Origin of the sequence: Enterococcus sp. FZMF (genome assembly GCF_030263915.1) — a bacterium.
In the GTDB taxonomy this organism is placed as follows: Bacteria; Bacillota; Bacilli; order Lactobacillales; family Enterococcaceae; genus Enterococcus_D; species Enterococcus_D casseliflavus.
On sequence record NZ_CP127160.1, the window covers coordinates 2,349,855 to 2,367,500 of the forward strand.

16 protein-coding genes (1 of these 16 cut by a window edge) are annotated in these 17,646 nt (G+C 42.7%); 4 read left to right on the forward strand and 12 right to left on the reverse strand.

Features of this window, described 5'->3' with window-relative positions:
- The first annotated feature begins 381 nt into the window (after positions 1-381).
- The 3 genes from QN079_RS11375 to QN079_RS11385 are packed head-to-tail and all read left to right on the forward strand — an operon-like array spanning position 382 to position 3,115.
- Entirely contained in the window at positions 382-1,359 is a 978-nt protein-coding gene (locus tag QN079_RS11375) for an ABC transporter substrate-binding protein (protein WP_289229776.1), read from the forward strand.
- A 29-nt stretch (positions 1,360-1,388) separates the two neighbouring features.
- Positions 1,389-2,309 carry an ABC transporter permease gene (locus QN079_RS11380; protein ID WP_289229777.1) on the forward strand — a complete coding sequence of 307 codons (921 nt, stop codon included), beginning with the start codon at positions 1,389-1,391 and terminating at the stop codon, positions 2,307-2,309.
- Positions 2,309-3,115, forward strand: a complete 807-nt coding sequence (locus QN079_RS11385) for an ABC transporter ATP-binding protein (protein ID WP_015510090.1) — start codon at positions 2,309-2,311, stop codon at positions 3,113-3,115. Before QN079_RS11380 ends, QN079_RS11385 begins: the two co-directional genes overlap by 1 nt.
- Positions 3,116-3,224: 109 nt before the next feature.
- Here QN079_RS11385 and QN079_RS11390 read toward each other — a convergent pair.
- The 11 genes from QN079_RS11390 to arcA form a co-directional block, all read right to left on the reverse strand.
- Positions 3,225-4,636, reverse strand: a protein-coding gene (locus QN079_RS11390) for an IS3 family transposase (protein ID WP_428206824.1) whose coding sequence is annotated in 2 segments (ribosomal slippage) — positions 3,225-4,168 and positions 4,168-4,636 — 1,413 coding nt in all. Because the reading frame shifts where the segments join, the coding sequence is not laid out codon by codon here.
- 99 nt (positions 4,637-4,735) lie between these two features.
- The gene (locus tag QN079_RS11395) at positions 4,736-5,380 is read right to left on the reverse strand and encodes a V-type ATP synthase subunit D (RefSeq protein ID WP_005229243.1); all 645 of its coding nucleotides are present in this window, start codon (positions 5,378-5,380) and stop codon (positions 4,736-4,738) included.
- The gene (locus tag QN079_RS11400; RefSeq protein WP_005237151.1) at positions 5,380-6,768 is read right to left on the reverse strand and encodes a V-type ATP synthase subunit B; all 1,389 of its coding nucleotides are present in this window, start codon (positions 6,766-6,768) and stop codon (positions 5,380-5,382) included. The genes QN079_RS11395 and QN079_RS11400 overlap by 1 nt, the downstream gene beginning before the upstream one ends.
- The gene (locus QN079_RS11405; RefSeq protein WP_010749209.1) at positions 6,768-8,543 is read right to left on the reverse strand and encodes a V-type ATP synthase subunit A; all 1,776 of its coding nucleotides are present in this window, start codon (positions 8,541-8,543) and stop codon (positions 6,768-6,770) included. Before QN079_RS11405 ends, QN079_RS11400 begins: the two co-directional genes overlap by 1 nt.
- Positions 8,544-8,574: 31 nt before the next feature.
- The gene (locus QN079_RS11410) at positions 8,575-8,889 is read right to left on the reverse strand and encodes a V-type ATP synthase subunit F (RefSeq protein ID WP_005229240.1); all 315 of its coding nucleotides are present in this window, start codon (positions 8,887-8,889) and stop codon (positions 8,575-8,577) included.
- Positions 8,882-9,883 (reverse strand): V-type ATP synthase subunit C, encoded by a 1,002-nt coding sequence (locus QN079_RS11415; protein ID WP_005229238.1) that lies wholly within the window; start codon positions 9,881-9,883, stop codon positions 8,882-8,884. Before QN079_RS11415 ends, QN079_RS11410 begins: the two co-directional genes overlap by 8 nt.
- 14 nt (positions 9,884-9,897) lie before the next feature.
- Positions 9,898-10,488 (reverse strand): V-type ATP synthase subunit E, encoded by a 591-nt coding sequence (locus QN079_RS11420; protein WP_005229237.1) that lies wholly within the window; start codon positions 10,486-10,488, stop codon positions 9,898-9,900.
- Between the two features lie 16 nt (positions 10,489-10,504).
- Positions 10,505-10,978 (reverse strand): V-type ATP synthase subunit K, encoded by a 474-nt coding sequence (locus QN079_RS11425; protein WP_005229236.1) that lies wholly within the window; start codon positions 10,976-10,978, stop codon positions 10,505-10,507.
- Positions 10,962-12,953: a V-type ATP synthase subunit I gene (locus tag QN079_RS11430; RefSeq protein ID WP_289229778.1), complete on the reverse strand. Its 1,992-nt coding sequence runs from the start codon at positions 12,951-12,953 to the stop codon at positions 10,962-10,964. Before QN079_RS11430 ends, QN079_RS11425 begins: the two co-directional genes overlap by 17 nt.
- Complete coding sequence (locus QN079_RS11435; RefSeq protein WP_289229779.1) at positions 12,954-13,265, reverse strand: hypothetical protein; 312 nt, start codon at positions 13,263-13,265, stop codon at positions 12,954-12,956.
- 384 nt (positions 13,266-13,649) lie between these two features.
- Positions 13,650-14,867 (reverse strand): arginine deiminase, encoded by a 1,218-nt coding sequence (gene arcA / locus QN079_RS11440; protein WP_289229780.1) that lies wholly within the window; start codon positions 14,865-14,867, stop codon positions 13,650-13,652.
- A 432-nt stretch (positions 14,868-15,299) separates the two neighbouring features.
- Between arcA and QN079_RS11445 the strand changes: the two genes are divergently transcribed.
- Complete coding sequence (locus tag QN079_RS11445) at positions 15,300-17,297, forward strand: beta-galactosidase (RefSeq protein WP_289229781.1); 1,998 nt, start codon at positions 15,300-15,302, stop codon at positions 17,295-17,297.
- Between the two features lie 84 nt (positions 17,298-17,381).
- Here the strand turns inward: QN079_RS11445 and QN079_RS11450 are convergent, their stop codons facing one another.
- A protein-coding gene (locus QN079_RS11450; RefSeq protein WP_289229782.1) for an HIT family protein crosses the window boundary here: on the reverse strand, positions 17,382-17,646 show its 3' portion. The gene runs 188 nt beyond the window's last position; the window shows 265 of its 453 coding nt (coding positions 189-453); its start codon lies beyond the right edge, outside the window; it ends in the stop codon at positions 17,382-17,384.

Here is a 17,646-nt window from a genome sequence, read left to right on the forward strand (position 1 = left end):
CAAAAATTTTCAGATAATTCAGGAAAAACATTTGACAGTCCGCTTTTTTTTGTCTATACTAAAATCAATTCAAGTTTGGAGGAACTTTTTATGTTAAACACGACCGTATCCCCACAACTGAATACCTTTTACTTTAGCTACTTTAGATAGTTTGTATTCATATCACATTATGGATGCAAACCAAAAACGAGTTTTGTTTGTATCTATGATGGCTAAAGCATTTTAACTTGAACTTGCAGCCATGTAGAAAATCTTCTAAATGGTTGCCAATAGACGTTTACGCTTGGTATAGGATCGAATCCATTTAGACGATTGTCTGAATGGATTTTTTTGTTCAGGTAAACCCGCATAAAAAAAGAGACGATCATAGGAGGAATTACAATGAAAATGAAAAAATGGATCACGACTGGGTTACTGACAGCTTCCCTACTGGCATTGGCAGCTTGCGGAGAATCAAGCAACACTTCGGAAGAAAACGACGGAACAAAAACAGTCGGTGTCTTACAATTGGTCGAACATGGCTCCTTGAATGCAGCCTATGAAGGGTTCAAAGAAGGCTTAGCAGAAGCGGGCTACACGGAAGGTGAAAACCTAACGATTGAATACCAAAATGCGCAAAACAGTCAAGACAATTTAAAAAGTATGAGCGAACGCCTAGTGAATGCCTCACCAGATCTTTTATTAGGCATTGCCACCCCTGCTGCTGTATCTTTAGCAAATGAAACCACCGATACCCCAATCGTAGTTACCGCAGTCACTGATTTAGTTGGAGCGAAATTGGCCGATTCAAATGAAGAACCTGGTCGCAACATCACCGGTACTTCAGACATGGTGCCGATTGAGCAACAGATCAACTTGCTGTTAAGCATCGTGCCTGATGCCAAAACGATCGGCATTATGTATAACGCAGGTGAAGCCAACTCAAAAATCCAAGCTGACTTGGCAGAAGAAGCCTTAAAAGCTGCGGGCGTTGATGTAAAAGTATTGACCGCCAATACAACCAATGATGTGCAACAAGTAACCACCAGCCTTGCAAAAGATGTTGACGGCATTTATGTTCCAACAGATAATACCTTTGCCTCTGCTGCTGCAATCGTCGGCGAAGTGGCCAAAGAAACCAAAACACCGATCGTCGCTGGTTCCGTAGAACAAGTCGATGATGGTGCCCTAGCAACTTACGGTATTGATTATAAATCCCTTGGCATTCAAACAGGGAAACTAGCAGCGAAAATTTTGGATGGCGATGCAGAGCCAGCAACGACGCCCGTTGAAACAGCGGATAATTTAGAGTTAGTCGTCAATGAAGAGATGGCTGCTGCTTTAGGGATTGACCCTTCCAGCATCACTGCACCAGAATAACCATACTAACTTAGATTTGAGGAAATCATATGAATTTAGTCAACACATTCTTGCTCTTACTACAATCTGCCACCTCTCAAGGGATCCTTTGGGCATTGCTGGCGATTGGTGTATTTTTAACCTTTCGTATTTTAGATATCGCTGATTTAACTGCAGAAGGGAGTTTCCCCTTAGGCGCTGGGATCGCAGCAATCAGTATTACGAATGGTCTCTCGCCTATTTTAGCGAGTCTGATGGGCTTTGGCGGCGGCATGGTAGCCGGCTTAGTATCTGGTCTGCTGCACACAAAACTAAAAATCCCTGCCTTATTGGCGGGGATCATCACGATGACTGGACTGTATTCCATCACAAATCGTGTGATGGGTGCTCCCAACATCGCCTTGCTGGGGCAAGACACGGTCTTCACCCAATTTCAAGCCATGGGACTGACCAAAAACAATGCCGTGATTCTTGCAGGCTTTCTCTTCGCGGCAATCGTCATTTTGTGCTTGTTCCTCTTTTTCCGTACAGAGATCGGCTTAGCATTGCGAGCGACGGGCGACAATTTAGCTATGAGCGAGGCCAACGGCATCAACACTGATAACATGAAGATTATCGGCTATATGATCTCTAATGGCTGTATCGCCCTCTCTGGTGCCCTCTTAGCCCAAAACAATGGCTTCGCTGATTTGAACTCAGGGATCGGTACGATCGTGATCGGTTTAGCATCGATCATTATTGCAGAAGTTTTATTTGCCAATAAATCTTTGCTTTTGCGATTGATCACCATCGTGATCGGGGCAATCGTTTATCGCTTTATCTTGGCCGTCGTATTCGAATTCAATGTCGAGGCCAACGATATCAAATTGGCATCTGCAATCGTCTTAGTCATCTGCCTCTCCTTACCGCAGCTTCGTTCAAAACTAGGACTTAAAAAGATGCTGCCAAAAACCAAAGGAGGCCAATCCTAATGACTTCAGTCTTAACAATCGAGAATCTACACCAAACCTTTGAAAAAGGAACGATCAATGAAAACCATGTCTTGCGAGGCATTGACCTGACGATGAATACCGGTGATTTTATTACGATCATCGGTGGGAATGGTGCTGGAAAATCGACCCTCTTAAACAGTATCGCAGGAACGATCCCAACAGAACAAGGAAAAATCACCTTAGATGGGAAAGACATTACTCGTTTATCCGTGACCAAACGGTCAAAAGATATTAGTCGGGTCTTTCAAGATCCACGTATGGGGACCGCGGTTCGTTTGACCGTTGAAGAAAATTTAGCATTGGCTTACAAACGCGGCCAAGTCCGCGGATTTGCAACAGGCGTCAAAGCGAAAAACCGCGCGTTTTTCCAAGAGAAGTTAGCCAGCCTAAACTTAGGCTTAGAAAATCGCCTTTCTGCTGAGATCGGTTTGCTATCAGGCGGACAGCGGCAAGCCATCACCCTCTTGATGGCGACGTTGCAGCAGCCTAAATTGATTTTATTAGATGAACACACCGCAGCCCTTGATCCTAAGACCTCATTGACGGTCATGGCATTGACTGATCAGTTGATTCGGTCCCAACAGTTGACGGCTTTCATGGTCACTCATGACATGGAAGATGCCATTCGTTATGGCAATCGCCTGATCATGCTTCATCAAGGCAAGATCGTCGTAGACATTGCCGGTGAGCAAAAGCAGCATTTGACGGTCCCTGAATTGATGGAAATGTTCCATCAAAATAGTGGTGCTGAGTTGAAAGATGACCAACTGCTCTTACGCTCTTAACAAGCAAAAAAGGCACGTAGAAAGAATCCTCCTTTTGTAGTGACCCCAAAAAGTTAGACTTTTATGGAGTGGAGAAATCCACTCCTTTTTTGTACGATAAAATTAACTGTTAGACAGCTGTTTTTACAGCTTCTCGAAACTGAACCGGACTTCGCCAATTTAATTTCTTTTTGATGCGTTTATGGTTGTAATAATAGATATATTGGTCAATTTTTGTTTTCAATTCATCTAAACTCCGATAGACTTCTCCATGAAAAATCTCTTGCTTTAATAAACCAAAGAAGTTTTCCATAGGTGAGTTATCTAAACAATTCCCTTTACGAGACATACTCTGGAAGATTTTATGCTGCTTCAATTTATTCTTATAAGCATTCATTTGATAGGCCCATCCTTGATCTGAATGGAAGGTTCTACGAAATGGACAATCATTTGTCATCTGGATTGCTTCTTCTAATCCTTCCATTATGGCTAGTGCGTTTGGTTTTTCAGAAATCCGATAAGATAGAATTTCACTATTGTAGAAATCCATGAAAGGATCTAAATACAGCTTTTTCTGACGAACGACACCTGTGGTGTCTACTTCATAATACTTAAACTCTGTGGTATCAGTTGTAATTTTTTGGTGACAGATATTTGTATAAAACCGACGATGAATACGATTTTTGGCGACAGTGCCAACCTTCCCACGATAAGAATTGTACCGTCGAGATTTTCGAGTGTAAGACTTTACTTCGATACCTAGTTTTTTTATCAGACGTTGAATCTTCTTTTTATTGACATGAATCCCTTGATTCTCTAATTCTTTTTTTAGTCGCAGACAGCCATAGTCTTTATGCTCCTTGCGAATTTCAATCATTTTTTCTTCAATTTCTTGGTCTGGGTTTGGTCTGTCAAACCGTTTCTGCCAATACATATAGGTTGCTTTAGGAAATTTCAATGTTTCAAGAAGCTCAACTAGTTTGAATGATCCTCGGAGGCTGGCGATGATTCGTGCGATTGATTCTTGCGTCTTTGCTGGGCTTCCTGTTTTCGCAGCTTCCTCAACTCTTTTAAAAAGGCATTCTCAATTTGAAGGGATCGGACTTGCTTTTCTAATGCCTTGATACGATCGCGTTCTTCAGTTGTTGTATTTTCTTTTTTGTTCTCTTTTTTTCTAGCCAAAGTAAGTGATCGCCCTTTCTCTTTTGAGATCCCCTCAATACCTGCTTCTCTGAAATTACGCATCCAATTGGCAATAAGCGCAGGGTTGTTCATTTCTAAAGTGCTGGCAACTTCTCGATAGGACATCTCACTTGTTTGATATAACTCTATCGCATTTAACTTAAATTGAACAGAATATTTCTGATTTTGATGCTTTCTCAATAGACCTTCCTCTCCGTATTCACGATAGGCATTCACCCAATCACTTACTTGAGACTTGCTTGAAATACCGTATTTATTGGCAAGATGCCGATATCCACCCACACCACTAAGATATTCTTTAACGATTTTTAGTTTTAATTCAAAAGGATATTTTGCCATACAAATAGCGACCCCCAAAAGTTAGATTTTTGGTCTAACTTTTGGGGGTCGCTTCATTTCTACGTGCCTTTTGCTGTAATCCCACTGCTTGCAAAAGCCTTACTTCGCTTCATTTTCTGCAATGATGTCCGTTACCTTCATCAAGCGAGTCAATGTTGCTCGTTCGTCTTCTGCCAGATTGCTTTCGATGTATTGAATGGTTTCTGTCAGCTTGGGAATCGTCATATACTCTAACGCATTGACTCTTCGTCTCGTCCGTTCGATCTCATTGGCCATCAGTTGACAGGTTTTCTCGATCTCGGCCAACTGCAGCATCACTGGCAGCATTTGATCCAGATGGGACAACGAGAGATCCAGCTCACTGGTGGTACTCACAAAACCGTAGGAAAAATCATCATCCGAGCTTTCTTCTTCGTAAACAGGGTTCAACACTGGCACATCCATATTCATGATGGTTCGGCTTTGCACATCTAAGGTCACTTTATTCAAAGGGATCATAAAGGCTTCTTGCAAAACGACATCGGGAATACTACTAGAAGCCAGCACATACTCTTCCATTCCTGCTTGCAATGCGGTCTCCATCTTTTTACGAAGTTCCTGGTTTTTCTTTACTAGCTGAATGAACTGACGTACTAGCTCATCTTGCTTGTCTTTCAATAATTTGTGACCACGGGTTGCCGTCGTCAGCCGCTTTTTCAAACGACTTAGTTCCATCCGTGTCGGATTGACATTTAAGATCGCCATTAAGAACTCACATCCTCGTCCGTTGGGTAATAGGCGTCGATAAATTCTTCTTTGATACGGCTCAACTCTTGTTTTGGCAAGGTAGCTAATAGCTTCCAGCCTAAATCTAACGTTTCTTCAATCGTCCGATTGGTTTCAAATCCTTGATTGACGTACTCTTTTTCAAAAAGATCAGCAAAGCGCGCGTACTTTTTATCAAGGTCAGATAAGGCAGACTCCCCTAAAACGATCGATAGCTCTTTGGCAGCTTTCCCATCGGAATAGGCGGCATAGATTTGATTCATCGTTGCCGCATGATCGGCACGGGTCTTACCTTCTCCCGTTCCTTTGTCCTTCAACCGTGAAAGACTTGGTAAAATATCCACTGGCGGGTTGATATTGCGCTTGTAAAGGTCCCGCGACAAAATAATTTGTCCTTCCGTGATATAGCCGGTCAAATCAGGAATCGGGTGGGTTTTATCGCCATCTGGCATCGTTAAGATCGGTATTTGTGTGACCGATCCTTCTTTGCCCATCAAACGTCCTGCCCGTTCATACAGCGTCGCTAAATTGGTGTATAGATACCCTGGATAGCCGCGACGTCCTGGAACTTCTCGGCGGGCAGCGGAGATTTCTCGCAACGCTTCACAGTAATTCGTCATATCGGTCATGATCACTAAGACGTGCATGCCTTTTTCAAAAGCCAAATACTCTGCTGCGGTCAATGCCATCTTAGGTGTAGCGATCCGTTCGATTGCTGGATCATTGGCAAGGTTCATAAACAAAACAGAACGATCTAACGCACCGGTTTTGCGGAATTCATCCACGAAAAATTCAGCTTCTTCAAAAGGGATCCCAATTGCTGCGAAGACGATCGCGAAATTGCCTTCTTGGCTAGGTACTGTTGCTTGTCGTGCGATTTGAGCAGCGATCTCTTTATGAGGCAAACCAGACGCAGAAAAGATTGGTAGTTTTTGTCCACGAACTAATGTATTTAAATGATCGATCGTTGAGATCCCCGTTTGGATAAATTCATCTGGGAAGTCCCGCGCCATCGGATTGATGGCTTCACCGTTTACATCGATGCGTTTTTCTGGCAAGATTCTCGGGCCATTATCTTTTGGTTTTCCTAAACCGTCAAACACCCGACCCATCATATCTAGAGAAACGCCTAGAGTCAAACCAGTCCCTAGAAACCTTGCTTTGCTTTCTTCTGCACTCAAATTACTGGTACCTTCAAAGACTTGGACAACAGCATTGTCATCACTGACTTCCAGTACTTGTCCTTGACGGATCTCGCCTGTGTCCATGCGGACCTCAACGAGTTCGTCGAATTTCACGCCTCGAACATTTTCGACCACCATTAAGGGGCCAGCAATTTCGGAAACTGTACGATATTCTTTTAACATCAATGAACACCTCCAGTTTCAATGATTCGTTGTAACATTTCTTTGATGTCATGCTTGATCGTATCCAAGCGAGTCAATTCTTCTTCAGGAATGTATTTGCTGCGGGCGATGCGCTCACGCAGATCAACCGTTCCTTTGGTGATCTCATCTAAGTAAGCACCTAGCTGCAATGCACGCTGTGCTTGTTCATTAAAGTAGAGAATGTTTTCCAGCATTTTGAACTGCTTGTTGCGGGAAGTGTACGTATCAACGTCATCGAAAGCGTTTTGCTGCAAGTAGTCTTGTCTTAAAGAACGAGCAGTCATCATCGTCAAGCGGTCTTTCTGGGAAAGAGAGTCCATCCCTACCAGCTGAACGATTTCTTCTAATCGGCTTTCCTCTTGGAGAATCGCCATGGATTCATTGACTAGCTCCGACCAGCGATCACCTAATAATTGATCCAAATAAGAATTGATTTGATCCTCATAAAGGGAATAGGAATTCATCCAGTTGATGGATGGAAAATGCCGCTTTTGCGCCAACATACTATCCAATGCCCAAAAGACTTTCACGATTCGTAGGGTATTTTGAGTGACCGGTTCTGAGATGTCTCCTCCAGCAGGTGAAACCGCACCAATTGCGGTAATGCTTCCTTCCCGAGGTTGCGTGCCTAATGAATGGAAACGCCCTGCTCGCTCATAGTATTCCGCAATTCGACTTCCAAGGTAAGCCGGATAGCCTTCATCTCCTGGGATCTCTTGCAAGCGCCCACTCATTTCCCGCAGCGCTTCTGCCCAACGAGAAGTTGAATCTGCCATGATGGCAACACTATAGCCCATGTCACGGTAATATTCCGCGATCGTGATTCCTGTATAGATCGAGGCTTCCCGAGCAGCAACTGGCATATTCGACGTATTGGCGATCAATACCGTTCGTTCCATGATCGACTTGCCGGTATTCGGATCGATCAACTCAGGAAATTCGTTCATGACATCCCGCATTTCGTTGCCCCGTTCACCGCAACCGACATAGACCACGATATCCACATCTGACCATTTAGCGATCTGATGCTGAACGACTGTTTTTCCAGCACCAAAAGGTCCAGGAACAGCAGCTGAGCCGCCTTTTGCCACTGGAAAATAGGTGTCGATGACTCGCTGTCCAGTGACTAGCGGTTCGCCTGGATTTAATTTAGCAGTAACTGGCCGCGGTTGACGCACTGGCCATTTCTGAACCATCGTCAAGGATTTTTCACCATCGATGGTTTCTAAAACACAGATCACTTCAGTAATCGCAAAATTTCCCACCATGATTTCTTTGACGGTTCCTTCATAGTTTGGTGGCACCATGATCTTATGCTCGATCACCGAAGTTTCTTGTACTGAACCTAAAATATCACCGGCTTGTACAGTATCGCCGACTTGTACTTGTGGGACGAAGGTCCATTTCTTTTGGCGATTCAGTGGATCGATGGTGACCCCCCGCTCCAAAAAATCACTCTCTGTTTGCGACATAAATGTATCTAATGGTCGTTGGATCCCATCAAACATCTGAGTCAACAAACCTGGTGCTAGTTCGACAGACAATGGTGCGCCTGTCGTTTCTACGGGCTCGCCTGGTCCGATCCCCGCTGTTTCTTCGTATACTTGGATCGAAACCAGCCCTTTTTTGATCTCAATGATCTCACCGATAAGGCCCTTGTCACTGACTTTGCAGATTTCGTGGATTTTTGCGCCACTTAACCCTGAGGCGGTGACCAGTGGTCCCGATACTTTTTCAATTGTGCCAAATGCCACATTTATTCCTCCTAGCTGGCTGACTTGTCTGTTATGAATCTAATATATTCATTCCTACCGCTTTTTCCACATTTTGCTGAATGCGTGCCATGCCGATCCCTAAACTACCCGTACTACTTGGAATCGGAATGATCGCTGGTGTCGGTACTTCTTCGTAACGACGAACGATCGGTTCTAATTGCTCGATCAACCGCTCGGTCAAAAAGATCACACCATACGCTTCAGCCATCTCTTCTAATTGTTGGGCGGCTTCATCCAAATCGCTGACTGGAAAGATATCGATCCCCAGCCCTTTGAAAGGCAAGATCGAGTTCTTACCACCCATCATTGCTATTTTTTTATGCATAACTATCACGCACCCGACTTCTTAAAATCTCTTCTGGCACCTTATTGATTTTACCAATCAAGAGAATACGCAAATTCTTGCTTTCAATTTCCTTGGCATACAGATACCCTGCCAATGCTGACGGCCCAAAAGGCACGATTTTTTGTTCTTTGAGCTTCGCCATTAGAAAATTGTCTTTGCGTATATCAAAGGTATTCAAGGTCTTCTTTTCTACCAATTCTTCATAACTATGATTGATCAGCTCTTTATAAGGGGTTCCTTGCAAGTATCCCACAAACGCCTCAAGAGAAGTCGTGATTTCTGCTAACAACTCACTTGCAGGTAAATTCCCATGGTCGGCTAAAACTGCGCTGATAAAGCCGCGCTTGCGTTTCATCGCGTAACTGCGCAACGTTGTTGAAATATTGAAGATATCGATTTGACGGCGAATCAAGCTTTGCAGCAACTCGTCTTGGTATTCTTTACCGATCGTCCATAATTGCTCCCAATAATGGTTGTCAAAGATGATATCGATGGACTGGACTTCATGATAGTTCTCAATATAAGAAAAGACTTCTTCCACACAGGCAACCATCTCTTGCGCGACCTGAGTACTTTTTCTGGTCTTGACCAGATCTTTAAGGACGGAAAGTGGCTGGGTGCCGATTGGGACGAGATACGCCGAAAAATCTTCTTGCATATATGCCGCTTTTACTAAAACTTTCAGATTTTGATAGTCATATTTCAAAGCAAAGAAATCAACGATCGCTTTTTCTGGTGTCAACTGATACATCGTTTCGTATACCCGTTTCAACTCAGCCATCAGGACTTGTTCAAAATCGTGTACACGATCATCTTCATTGATGAAGTCACCATAAACCGTTTCTTGCAGCATCCCATAGATTTCCTCTGCGCTGGCAGCTGAGAGCATTCGCTCATAGCGACTACGATCGAATAATTGCGATTCATACGTCCGAATTCTCGTATTCAACGTATTATATTTGATGTCATTCATCTGTTTGCACCTGCTTACTGTTCAAAAATCAATTGCAGTAACGTATTGCTTAACTCTTCTTTGTTGGCTTCTAGTAGCGCATCAAAGGTAAAATTCAACTCAATTGCTTCTTGTCGCAACAAAAAGCCACCCTTGCGAGGGATCGTTTTATTTACCAGTTTCAACTGAACCTCTGGGACCGATGCTTGCAACTTAGTAAGGAATTCCTCATCAACGAAATGACGGGACTTCTCGCCTAAAAGCAACTCGACCTCACCAGTTAACCGTGCATTCGCCAAGCCTTTCGCGATAAACGTATAAAATGCTGCCTGATCCATCGTGTTCAAACGGGTCAGAGCCTCAGAAAACAGCTCATCTAAGACGGACTGCTTTGCTGCCAAGACCTTGTTTCTTGATTGGATATGCACATCTGAGATTTCCAAATACATCGCAGCACGTTTTTCTTTTTCATAAAAAGCTAACCGTTCATTAAGCTCTTTTTCTAACTGTGCTCGTTTTAAATTTTCTTGGTTTTCACTTTCTTTTTGTGCTTCTTTGATTTGAAGCTGGTATTTCTTTTCCGCATCAGCGGTTATTTTGTCAGTTAAACGTGTAATATCAGACATTCACTTTTCCCTCCTCTTAATTCAAGACAAGCAAGAAGGAAATCACGAACCCTAAAATACAATACGTTTCCATCATCGCTACCAAGATAATTCCTTTGGTCACATGTTCTGGTTTTTTTGCTAAAATCTGCATCGCAGCACTTGCGGCACGTCCTTGCCATTTACCGGCGATAATTGCTGTTAACGCGATCGGTAATGAAGCGATAAACAAATACAATCCGCGATCGAATGAGATCGAACCACTGATCTGACCAAAAATCATAAAGGAGATTACAAAGCCGTATAGCCCCTGGGTACTAGAAAGCAATTCCAAAATCAACGCTTGCCCGAATTTCTCTGGCTGCTCTGAGATCAAGCCTGATGCTGCTTCACTGGTCATCCCCACACCGATCGTTGATCCGATACCACCACAAATCGTTGCGGTCGCTACACCTAAAGCTGCAAAAACAATTCCACCATTTTCGTAAAAGAAACTAATCCAATTTTCCATTATTATCCTCCTGTAACTTTTCTTCTGAGATGATCTCTACATAATTTTCATTTGATTTGAACGGGTCAAAGGCACGTCCGCCCCCCGTAAAGAATTTTCCGAAATACTCTAAATACTGCAAGCGGATACCATGAACATACGCACTAAGGTAACTTAAGAAAATATTCAGGCCATGTAGCGCCACAAATAATAAGATACCGACGGTGAACCGGGCTGCTGGCGGCAAGTAGCTAATGATCAAGTTGAAGGCTGAGGCGATACTTCCGCCGGCAACCCCTAACGCCATCAGACGGGTGTAACTGATCAAGTCACCAACATAATTGGTCACATCCATCAATCCGTACAATCCAGAACCGATTTTTCCTGCCAACGTTTTTCCTTCTAAACTGCCTCCGATTGCCACTGCTAAAAGACTGGCAGCGATCATTACGATCCCAATCGTTTGTAACGGGGTATCAGGGAAAAGCAGCATTCCTGCGGCGACAAAAACGACACTGATCAAAAAGACGATCCACGAACCGGCTTGGAACATCGCAGCCAGTTTCTGGTCTTTTTTCTTCCATAAAATATAGAATTTCAGCGCCAAGCCAAACATGATCTGAATATACCCAAAGATCACGGATAAGACTAAGATTTGATTGACATCATCCTGGGCAGACAACAGTTGGAATGAGAATTCAAATCCAAAGAAGTTGCCATAGATCAAGCCCCAAATAATCGTAGGGATCGAGCACAACTGAAAGAGGGTCAAATTTTGTTCCAGCCCTTTGCTGAGGTGGAACAGCTTTTTCCCCAGGAATGTCGCCAGAAACAAGAGCAACCCATAGCCAAAATCGGCAACCATCATCCCGAATGCCACCATGTAAAAAGGCGCCATAAATGGTGTCGGATCTAACTCGTCATATTGCGGCAAGCTGTACATCCGAACAAGTCCTTCAAAAGGTTTGATCCAACGTGCGTTTTCTAATAAAATCGGCACATCAGCCAGCTCTTTTTCCGTCACTTCTTGGTATTCGAGGTAATAGTTATCCGTGGTCCCTTTTTTGATACGTTTTTCTAATTCGGCCGCCCCATCAACAGGAACCCAGCCAGAAATCGATACCGCATGAGTCGAACGCAAAAGCATTTTACTGCTTTTTAAGCGAGTGATCGCTCCATCTAAATACTCGGCAACGATCCGCAAGGTTTCTTGCTCTTTTGTCATCGCACCAAGAGAAGCTTTGATTTCTTTTTCTTCATCAATTAGACGTTGGGATTTTTCTTTCATCGTTTGCAGATCTTCTTCTGGAATCCCCTCATAAGGGTAGATGTATTGCTCGAAGGCTGCTTTCTTTAGAAGAGTAGTTACTTTTTCTTTTACATCTTTATGGAAAAGTATCAATAAGTAAGTTGTCGTTTGTGATTGATAAATGGTTTCGACATAGACAAGCGGCAGCTTTTCACTGTTGGTCGTAAAGTCAGCCATTTCAGAAGTAGGAATCGATCCTAACAAGCCACCTGATTTTTTTAATTCTTTTAAAACAGCTGGTCGTTCTTTGAAATACTTCCAGATCGACAGTTCTGCTTCTTGTGCTAATACATCGCGTTTTTCTTGATCAATCAAGCGAAGACGTTTGTCTTGTTTACGAAGGGTTTGGCATAATTCTTGCCAAGGATAGGTGTGGGCTGTTTCAGCCAATTCTTGAAGGGTATATTTTTTGATTGGTTGCCGCAGTTGTGCCAGCATTCCTTTTTTGGGTACATATTCTTCTAAAAAATTTAAGCTCCAGTTGACTTGACCAAACTGGTTCTCCATTTCTTCTTCAGACTGTTCCTCGCGAACCGGTGTCAAAACACCCGTCGTTTCTTCAGAATCATAATATTTTTCCGAAGAAAGCAGTTCTACGCCTTGAAAGTCTTGCAGCTGCTCTAAAACAGCTTCTTTCTGATCGTAAAAGGTCAACAGACTGAACTTTTGCATTTTTGCAATTGCCATTTATGTCACAACCTTATTTATTATTATTGCTAATGCTTCTTCTTTCAATTCATTAGGGATCGTTCGCAGTGTTTCCACTTCTGCTTGGGTCTTAGCCAAGAGTGGTTCCTTAGACTGTACCAACTCAGCTGCGATTTTTTGGTTGATTGCTTCTTTTTGTTGGGCTTCTTTTTCTGCCAACTCTTTTTTAAACGCCTTCAACCGTTCTTCTCTTGCTTGTGCCAATTGTTTTTTTTCTGTTTCTGCTTCTTTATTTTTATTTTCCGCAAATTGCTCTGCTTCTTGTAATAATCGAATGGCATCTACTGTCATTTTCTCACCTGCTTTCACTTTTTTTCCGCAAAAAAAACCACTACAAATCAAGCATATGGCATTCGCTGATCGTAGGGTGTCAAAAATCAATAAGTGGCAAATACCTTCACCTATTTCCGTTTTCTAATATAACCGTAACATAAATTTTGCGATAGAACAAGGTTCCTAGCGTTTTTTTATAGTCTTTACATATAAAAGTCACAAAAATTACACATTTTCACAAAAAGAAATCCTTTTCATTTTATTGGGGGTTAAATGATGACAAAAAAGAAAGATTAGAAACAAAATGATGTTTCAAATCTTTCTTTTATTTTTTTCTCGTCTTTTTCTTAACTTAAATGCTTCTAAAGAAAAGGCAAGTATTTAAAATAACAAATAATTGTCCTACTCACGTATAAACGGCATACTCATACAGCGAGGACCCCCGCGTCCGCGAACCAATTCGCTGCCCGAGATTTCATTCAAAATGACTCCTGCCTCTTTTAACAGCCCATTGGTAATGGTGTTGCGGTCATAGACCACGACTTCTCCAGGTGCAATCGCCAAGGTATTAGACCCATCATTCCATTGCTCTCTAGCTGCCGCTGCTAAATCGTCGCCACCACAGCGGATCAAGTGGACTTCAGGCAAATCTAAATAACGGCAAAGAATGTTTTCCAACGTATCTTTTTCCTCATATACTCGCACACCGTCCTTGTGTTTAGTGATTGAATACAGCGAAAGTTCTCCCTCGATTTCTGGATGGATCGTGAACTTATCATGATCCACCATCGTGAAGACCGTATCTAAATGCATAAATTTTCGTTCCTCGCCGATATTAAATGCCAAGATATGTTCGAAACTCGGTTCTGTGGCAAAAATCGTTTCGGCAATTTTTTCAATTGAGGCAACTTCTGTTCGTTGAGAGATCCCGATCGCCACGATTTTATCTGATAAAATCAGCTGATCCCCGCCTTCCATCCGCGTCGTTTCGTCCCGATGATACAAAAAGTTCGTCTCATTGCGGGCAAACATCGGATGGTGCGTAAAAATTTGTTTTCCGTAGAGGGTTTCCCGTCTTCTCGTTGCAGAATACATTCGATTCAAGGAAACACTGTGACCAATCGTAGCAAACGGATCTCGCGTGAAATACAAGTTTGGCATTGGATCGATCAAGAAAGGATATTCTGTTTCAACAATTGCCGTTAAGTTACTGGCTTTTGAAATTTCTACCTCACTTTTTTTCAAGCCCGCCATCGTATGATCGATAAAGGCGCGATTGTCTTTAATCGACAGGAAAAAGTTGCGCACTTCGTTGCGAATCTCTTCATCAAGGATCGTTGTTTCATCTAAATAGTCTTCTAAAAAGGACTCTTTGGCACCAGTTGTTGTTAATGTTTCAGCAGCTAGATCCTCCAAATAAAGGACTTCCACCCCTTTGCTTCTTAACGTATCCGCAAAAAAATCATGTTCTTTTTGCGCTTGGGTTAAAAAAGGAATATCATCAAACAACAATCGATCAAGATAATCCGGCATCAAGTTTTCTAATTCTGCGCCTGGACGATGCAGCAGCAGCCGTTTTAAAGGGGCAATCTCAGAAAAAATCTGTATTGGCTGGTTCATGAACTTGTCTCTCCTTCTTGGCAATTTTGTTGAATAACTTATGTCATTCATTTTTTTGATTCCTCATCACATAATTATTCATTTCTCTGACTCATCGTGTTTTTTCTACTCGTGATTCAAAGTTTTTTTGGATCATATAGTTATAAACATGCATTTCAGCAAAAAGAAACCCTCAATAAAAAAACAACTAGCTGAGAATATAAATTCTAGATACTTTAATTTACCGCCTTTTTCAATTGTATATTTTTGTTAAAAAAACAGCAAGGCAAAAGAACTGATGGACGATAGTCCTAGCTGCGAAACCAGCTTGAATTATTTTTGTTTTTTTGGATCATTTCATGATTTTCAAATGATACCGCTATCAAACAGATAAATATTTGCTATGATTCAAGTATCTTGATGCTAAAGAAACGTCTATAAAGGAGCGATTGGATGAAAACGCAACGTCAACTTTACTATGGTGCCGACTACAATCCTGAACAATGGTCTAAAGAAGTCATTCTTGAAGATATGCGCTTAATGAAAGAAGCAGGTGTGAACTATGTAAGTATCAATATTTTTGGCTGGGTCAATCTGCAGCCAGATGAATCCACCTATGATTTTGATTTTCTGGACTGGTTGATGGATCTTTTATATGAAAACAATATCATGATCGACCTAGCCAACGGAACGGCTTCGCCTCCCGCTTGGCTTGTTCAAAAACATCCTGAGATGCTGCCTGTGACCATTCATGGCAATCGACTGGTTCATGGGGCGCGCCAGCACTACTGTCCGACTTCCCCTATCTATCGTCAATATGCCACCGATTTGTCAGAAGCAGTCGCAAACCGTTATGCCAATCATCCAGGGCTGGTCATGTGGCATATCAATAATGAATATACCTGTCACATCCACGAGTGTTATTGCGATCATTGTCGGAAAAGATTTCAGACATGGTTAGCAGAGAAATATCAGACTATCGCTGGATTGAATGATGCTTGGTCAACCAAGTTTTGGAGTCAATCCTATGGCAGCTGGGAGGAAATTTTTCTACCTGAAGCGATGCCGACCTTCAAAAATCCTGCGCAGAAGTTAGACTATCGCCGTTTTCTTTCCGACATGAATCTGGAGCTCTACCAACTCGAAAAGGCGGCGATCGCAAAATATTCACAAGGCATCCCTTACATGACCAATCTGATGGGCTTGCACAAATACGTGGATGGGTTTAAATGGGCACCCGAAATGGATGTAGTCAGCTGGAATTCGTACCCGAATCCCTTTGAAAAGATCCCTTACCCGCAATTTCTTGCTAACGATCTAACTCGTAGTTTAAAGAAAAAACCTTTTTTGATCATGGAACAAGCCACCAGCGCCGTTAATTGGCGGCAAATCAATGGTGCCAAGACACCCAACCAGCTGCGTCTTTGGAGTTATGAAGCGCTCGCTCATGGCGCTGATGGCATCATGTTCTTCCAATGGCGGCAGTCTCGTGGCGGTGCGGAAAAATTTCATAGTGCGATGGTGCCTCATGGAGATCCTCATTCAAGCCGTATCTTTCGTGAATGTGCGCAATTAGGCAACGAATTTTCGCAACTGTCGGATATCGTTGGGACGCGCTTCTTGGCTGATGTCGCGGTTGTCTTTGACTGGGAAAATTGGTGGGCGCTGGAATTGGATGCCAAACCAAGCACCTTAAAGTACATTCATCAGTTACGCAGCCTGTATGCCGCGCTAAGGGCGTTAAATTTGAGCGTAGACTTTGTCCATCCTTCCGAATCCCTAGACGGCTATCCTTTAGTGATCGCTCCGAATCTCTATTCAGCACCAGAAGCCTTCGGTAAGAAAATCAATGATTACGTGCGACAAGGCGGCATCTTCTTGACAAATTTCTTTAGTGGGATCGTCAATGAATATGACCAAGTCTATCTTGGGGGCTATCCAGGACTGTTTAGAGACACCTTAGGGATCATTGTAGAAGAGTTTTACCCAATGAAAGCAGCTTCCCATCACCAAATTAACTTCCAAGGTCGTCGGTACGACAATTCTCTATGGGAGGAAGTCATTCATCTAAATGGTGCTGAATCTTTGGCAACCTTCCAATCCGGTTATTTGTCCGATAAGCCAGCCATTACTATGAATCAGATCGACGATGGGTATGCGTATTACGTGGGAACAGAATTGTCTCTTGAAGGGCTAACTACATTTTTAGCGACCATTCTGGAAAATCATAAATTAGCGACTCATGCCCAGCACTTCTTGGCTGCTCCTACTGAAGTCTCCGTTACCTGTCGCAAAGGTGCTGGCTATACACTTGTCTTTTTCTTAAACCATACCGAGCAGACAACCAAAGTGAAGCTGAAAGCCCCTGGAGCAGACCTTCTAACCAAAGAAACCAGACAGTTGGTAGTTCTGAAGCCAAAAGAAGTCGCAGTTCTTAAGTATGTTGATTGATCTAAGGAAAAAGAACCTCCATGAAGCGATCGCTTCATGGAGGTTCTTTTATAGACGTTACTAGATTCAGGGAGATTCTTTAGACTAGCGATAGGCATTTTCTAAATAAGAGGCTATCTTTTGTCTTCGCTCTCCATCTCTTTTTTCTGAATAGTGATACTCTGGATTACTCCAATGGGATTTGTCGTACAACCAAACAGGTATTTTTTTCGCTTCGTCGGTTTCCCATTCATAACGGGGAAACAAATGTGCATGAAGAAAGTTATCGGTATTTCCCAATAGTTCATAATTGATTCTCAATGGAGAACAAGCTTGTATTATAGCATCTCCTAAAAGAGTCATATCAGTT

Coding starts and splice junctions, on each gene's coding strand:
- QN079_RS11375 (WP_289229776.1), top strand. CDS start 382: ATGAAAATGAAAAAATGGATCACGACTGGGTTACTGACAGCTTCCCTA.
- QN079_RS11380 (WP_289229777.1), top strand. CDS start 1,389: ATGAATTTAGTCAACACATTCTTGCTCTTACTACAATCTGCCACCTCT.
- QN079_RS11385 (WP_015510090.1), top strand. CDS start 2,309: ATGACTTCAGTCTTAACAATCGAGAATCTACACCAAACCTTTGAAAAA.
- QN079_RS11395 (WP_005229243.1), bottom strand. CDS start 5,380: ATGGCGATCTTAAATGTCAATCCGACACGGATGGAACTAAGTCGTTTG.
- QN079_RS11400 (WP_005237151.1), bottom strand. CDS start 6,768: ATGTTAAAAGAATATCGTACAGTTTCCGAAATTGCTGGCCCCTTAATG.
- QN079_RS11410 (WP_005229240.1), bottom strand. CDS start 8,889: ATGCATAAAAAAATAGCAATGATGGGTGGTAAGAACTCGATCTTGCCT.
- QN079_RS11415 (WP_005229238.1), bottom strand. CDS start 9,883: ATGAATGACATCAAATATAATACGTTGAATACGAGAATTCGGACGTAT.
- QN079_RS11420 (WP_005229237.1), bottom strand. CDS start 10,488: ATGTCTGATATTACACGTTTAACTGACAAAATAACCGCTGATGCGGAA.
- QN079_RS11425 (WP_005229236.1), bottom strand. CDS start 10,978: ATGGAAAATTGGATTAGTTTCTTTTACGAAAATGGTGGAATTGTTTTT.
- QN079_RS11430 (WP_289229778.1), bottom strand. CDS start 12,953: ATGGCAATTGCAAAAATGCAAAAGTTCAGTCTGTTGACCTTTTACGAT.
- QN079_RS11435 (WP_289229779.1), bottom strand. CDS start 13,265: ATGACAGTAGATGCCATTCGATTATTACAAGAAGCAGAGCAATTTGCG.
- arcA (WP_289229780.1), bottom strand. CDS start 14,867: ATGAACCAGCCAATACAGATTTTTTCTGAGATTGCCCCTTTAAAACGG.
- QN079_RS11445 (WP_289229781.1), top strand. CDS start 15,300: ATGAAAACGCAACGTCAACTTTACTATGGTGCCGACTACAATCCTGAA.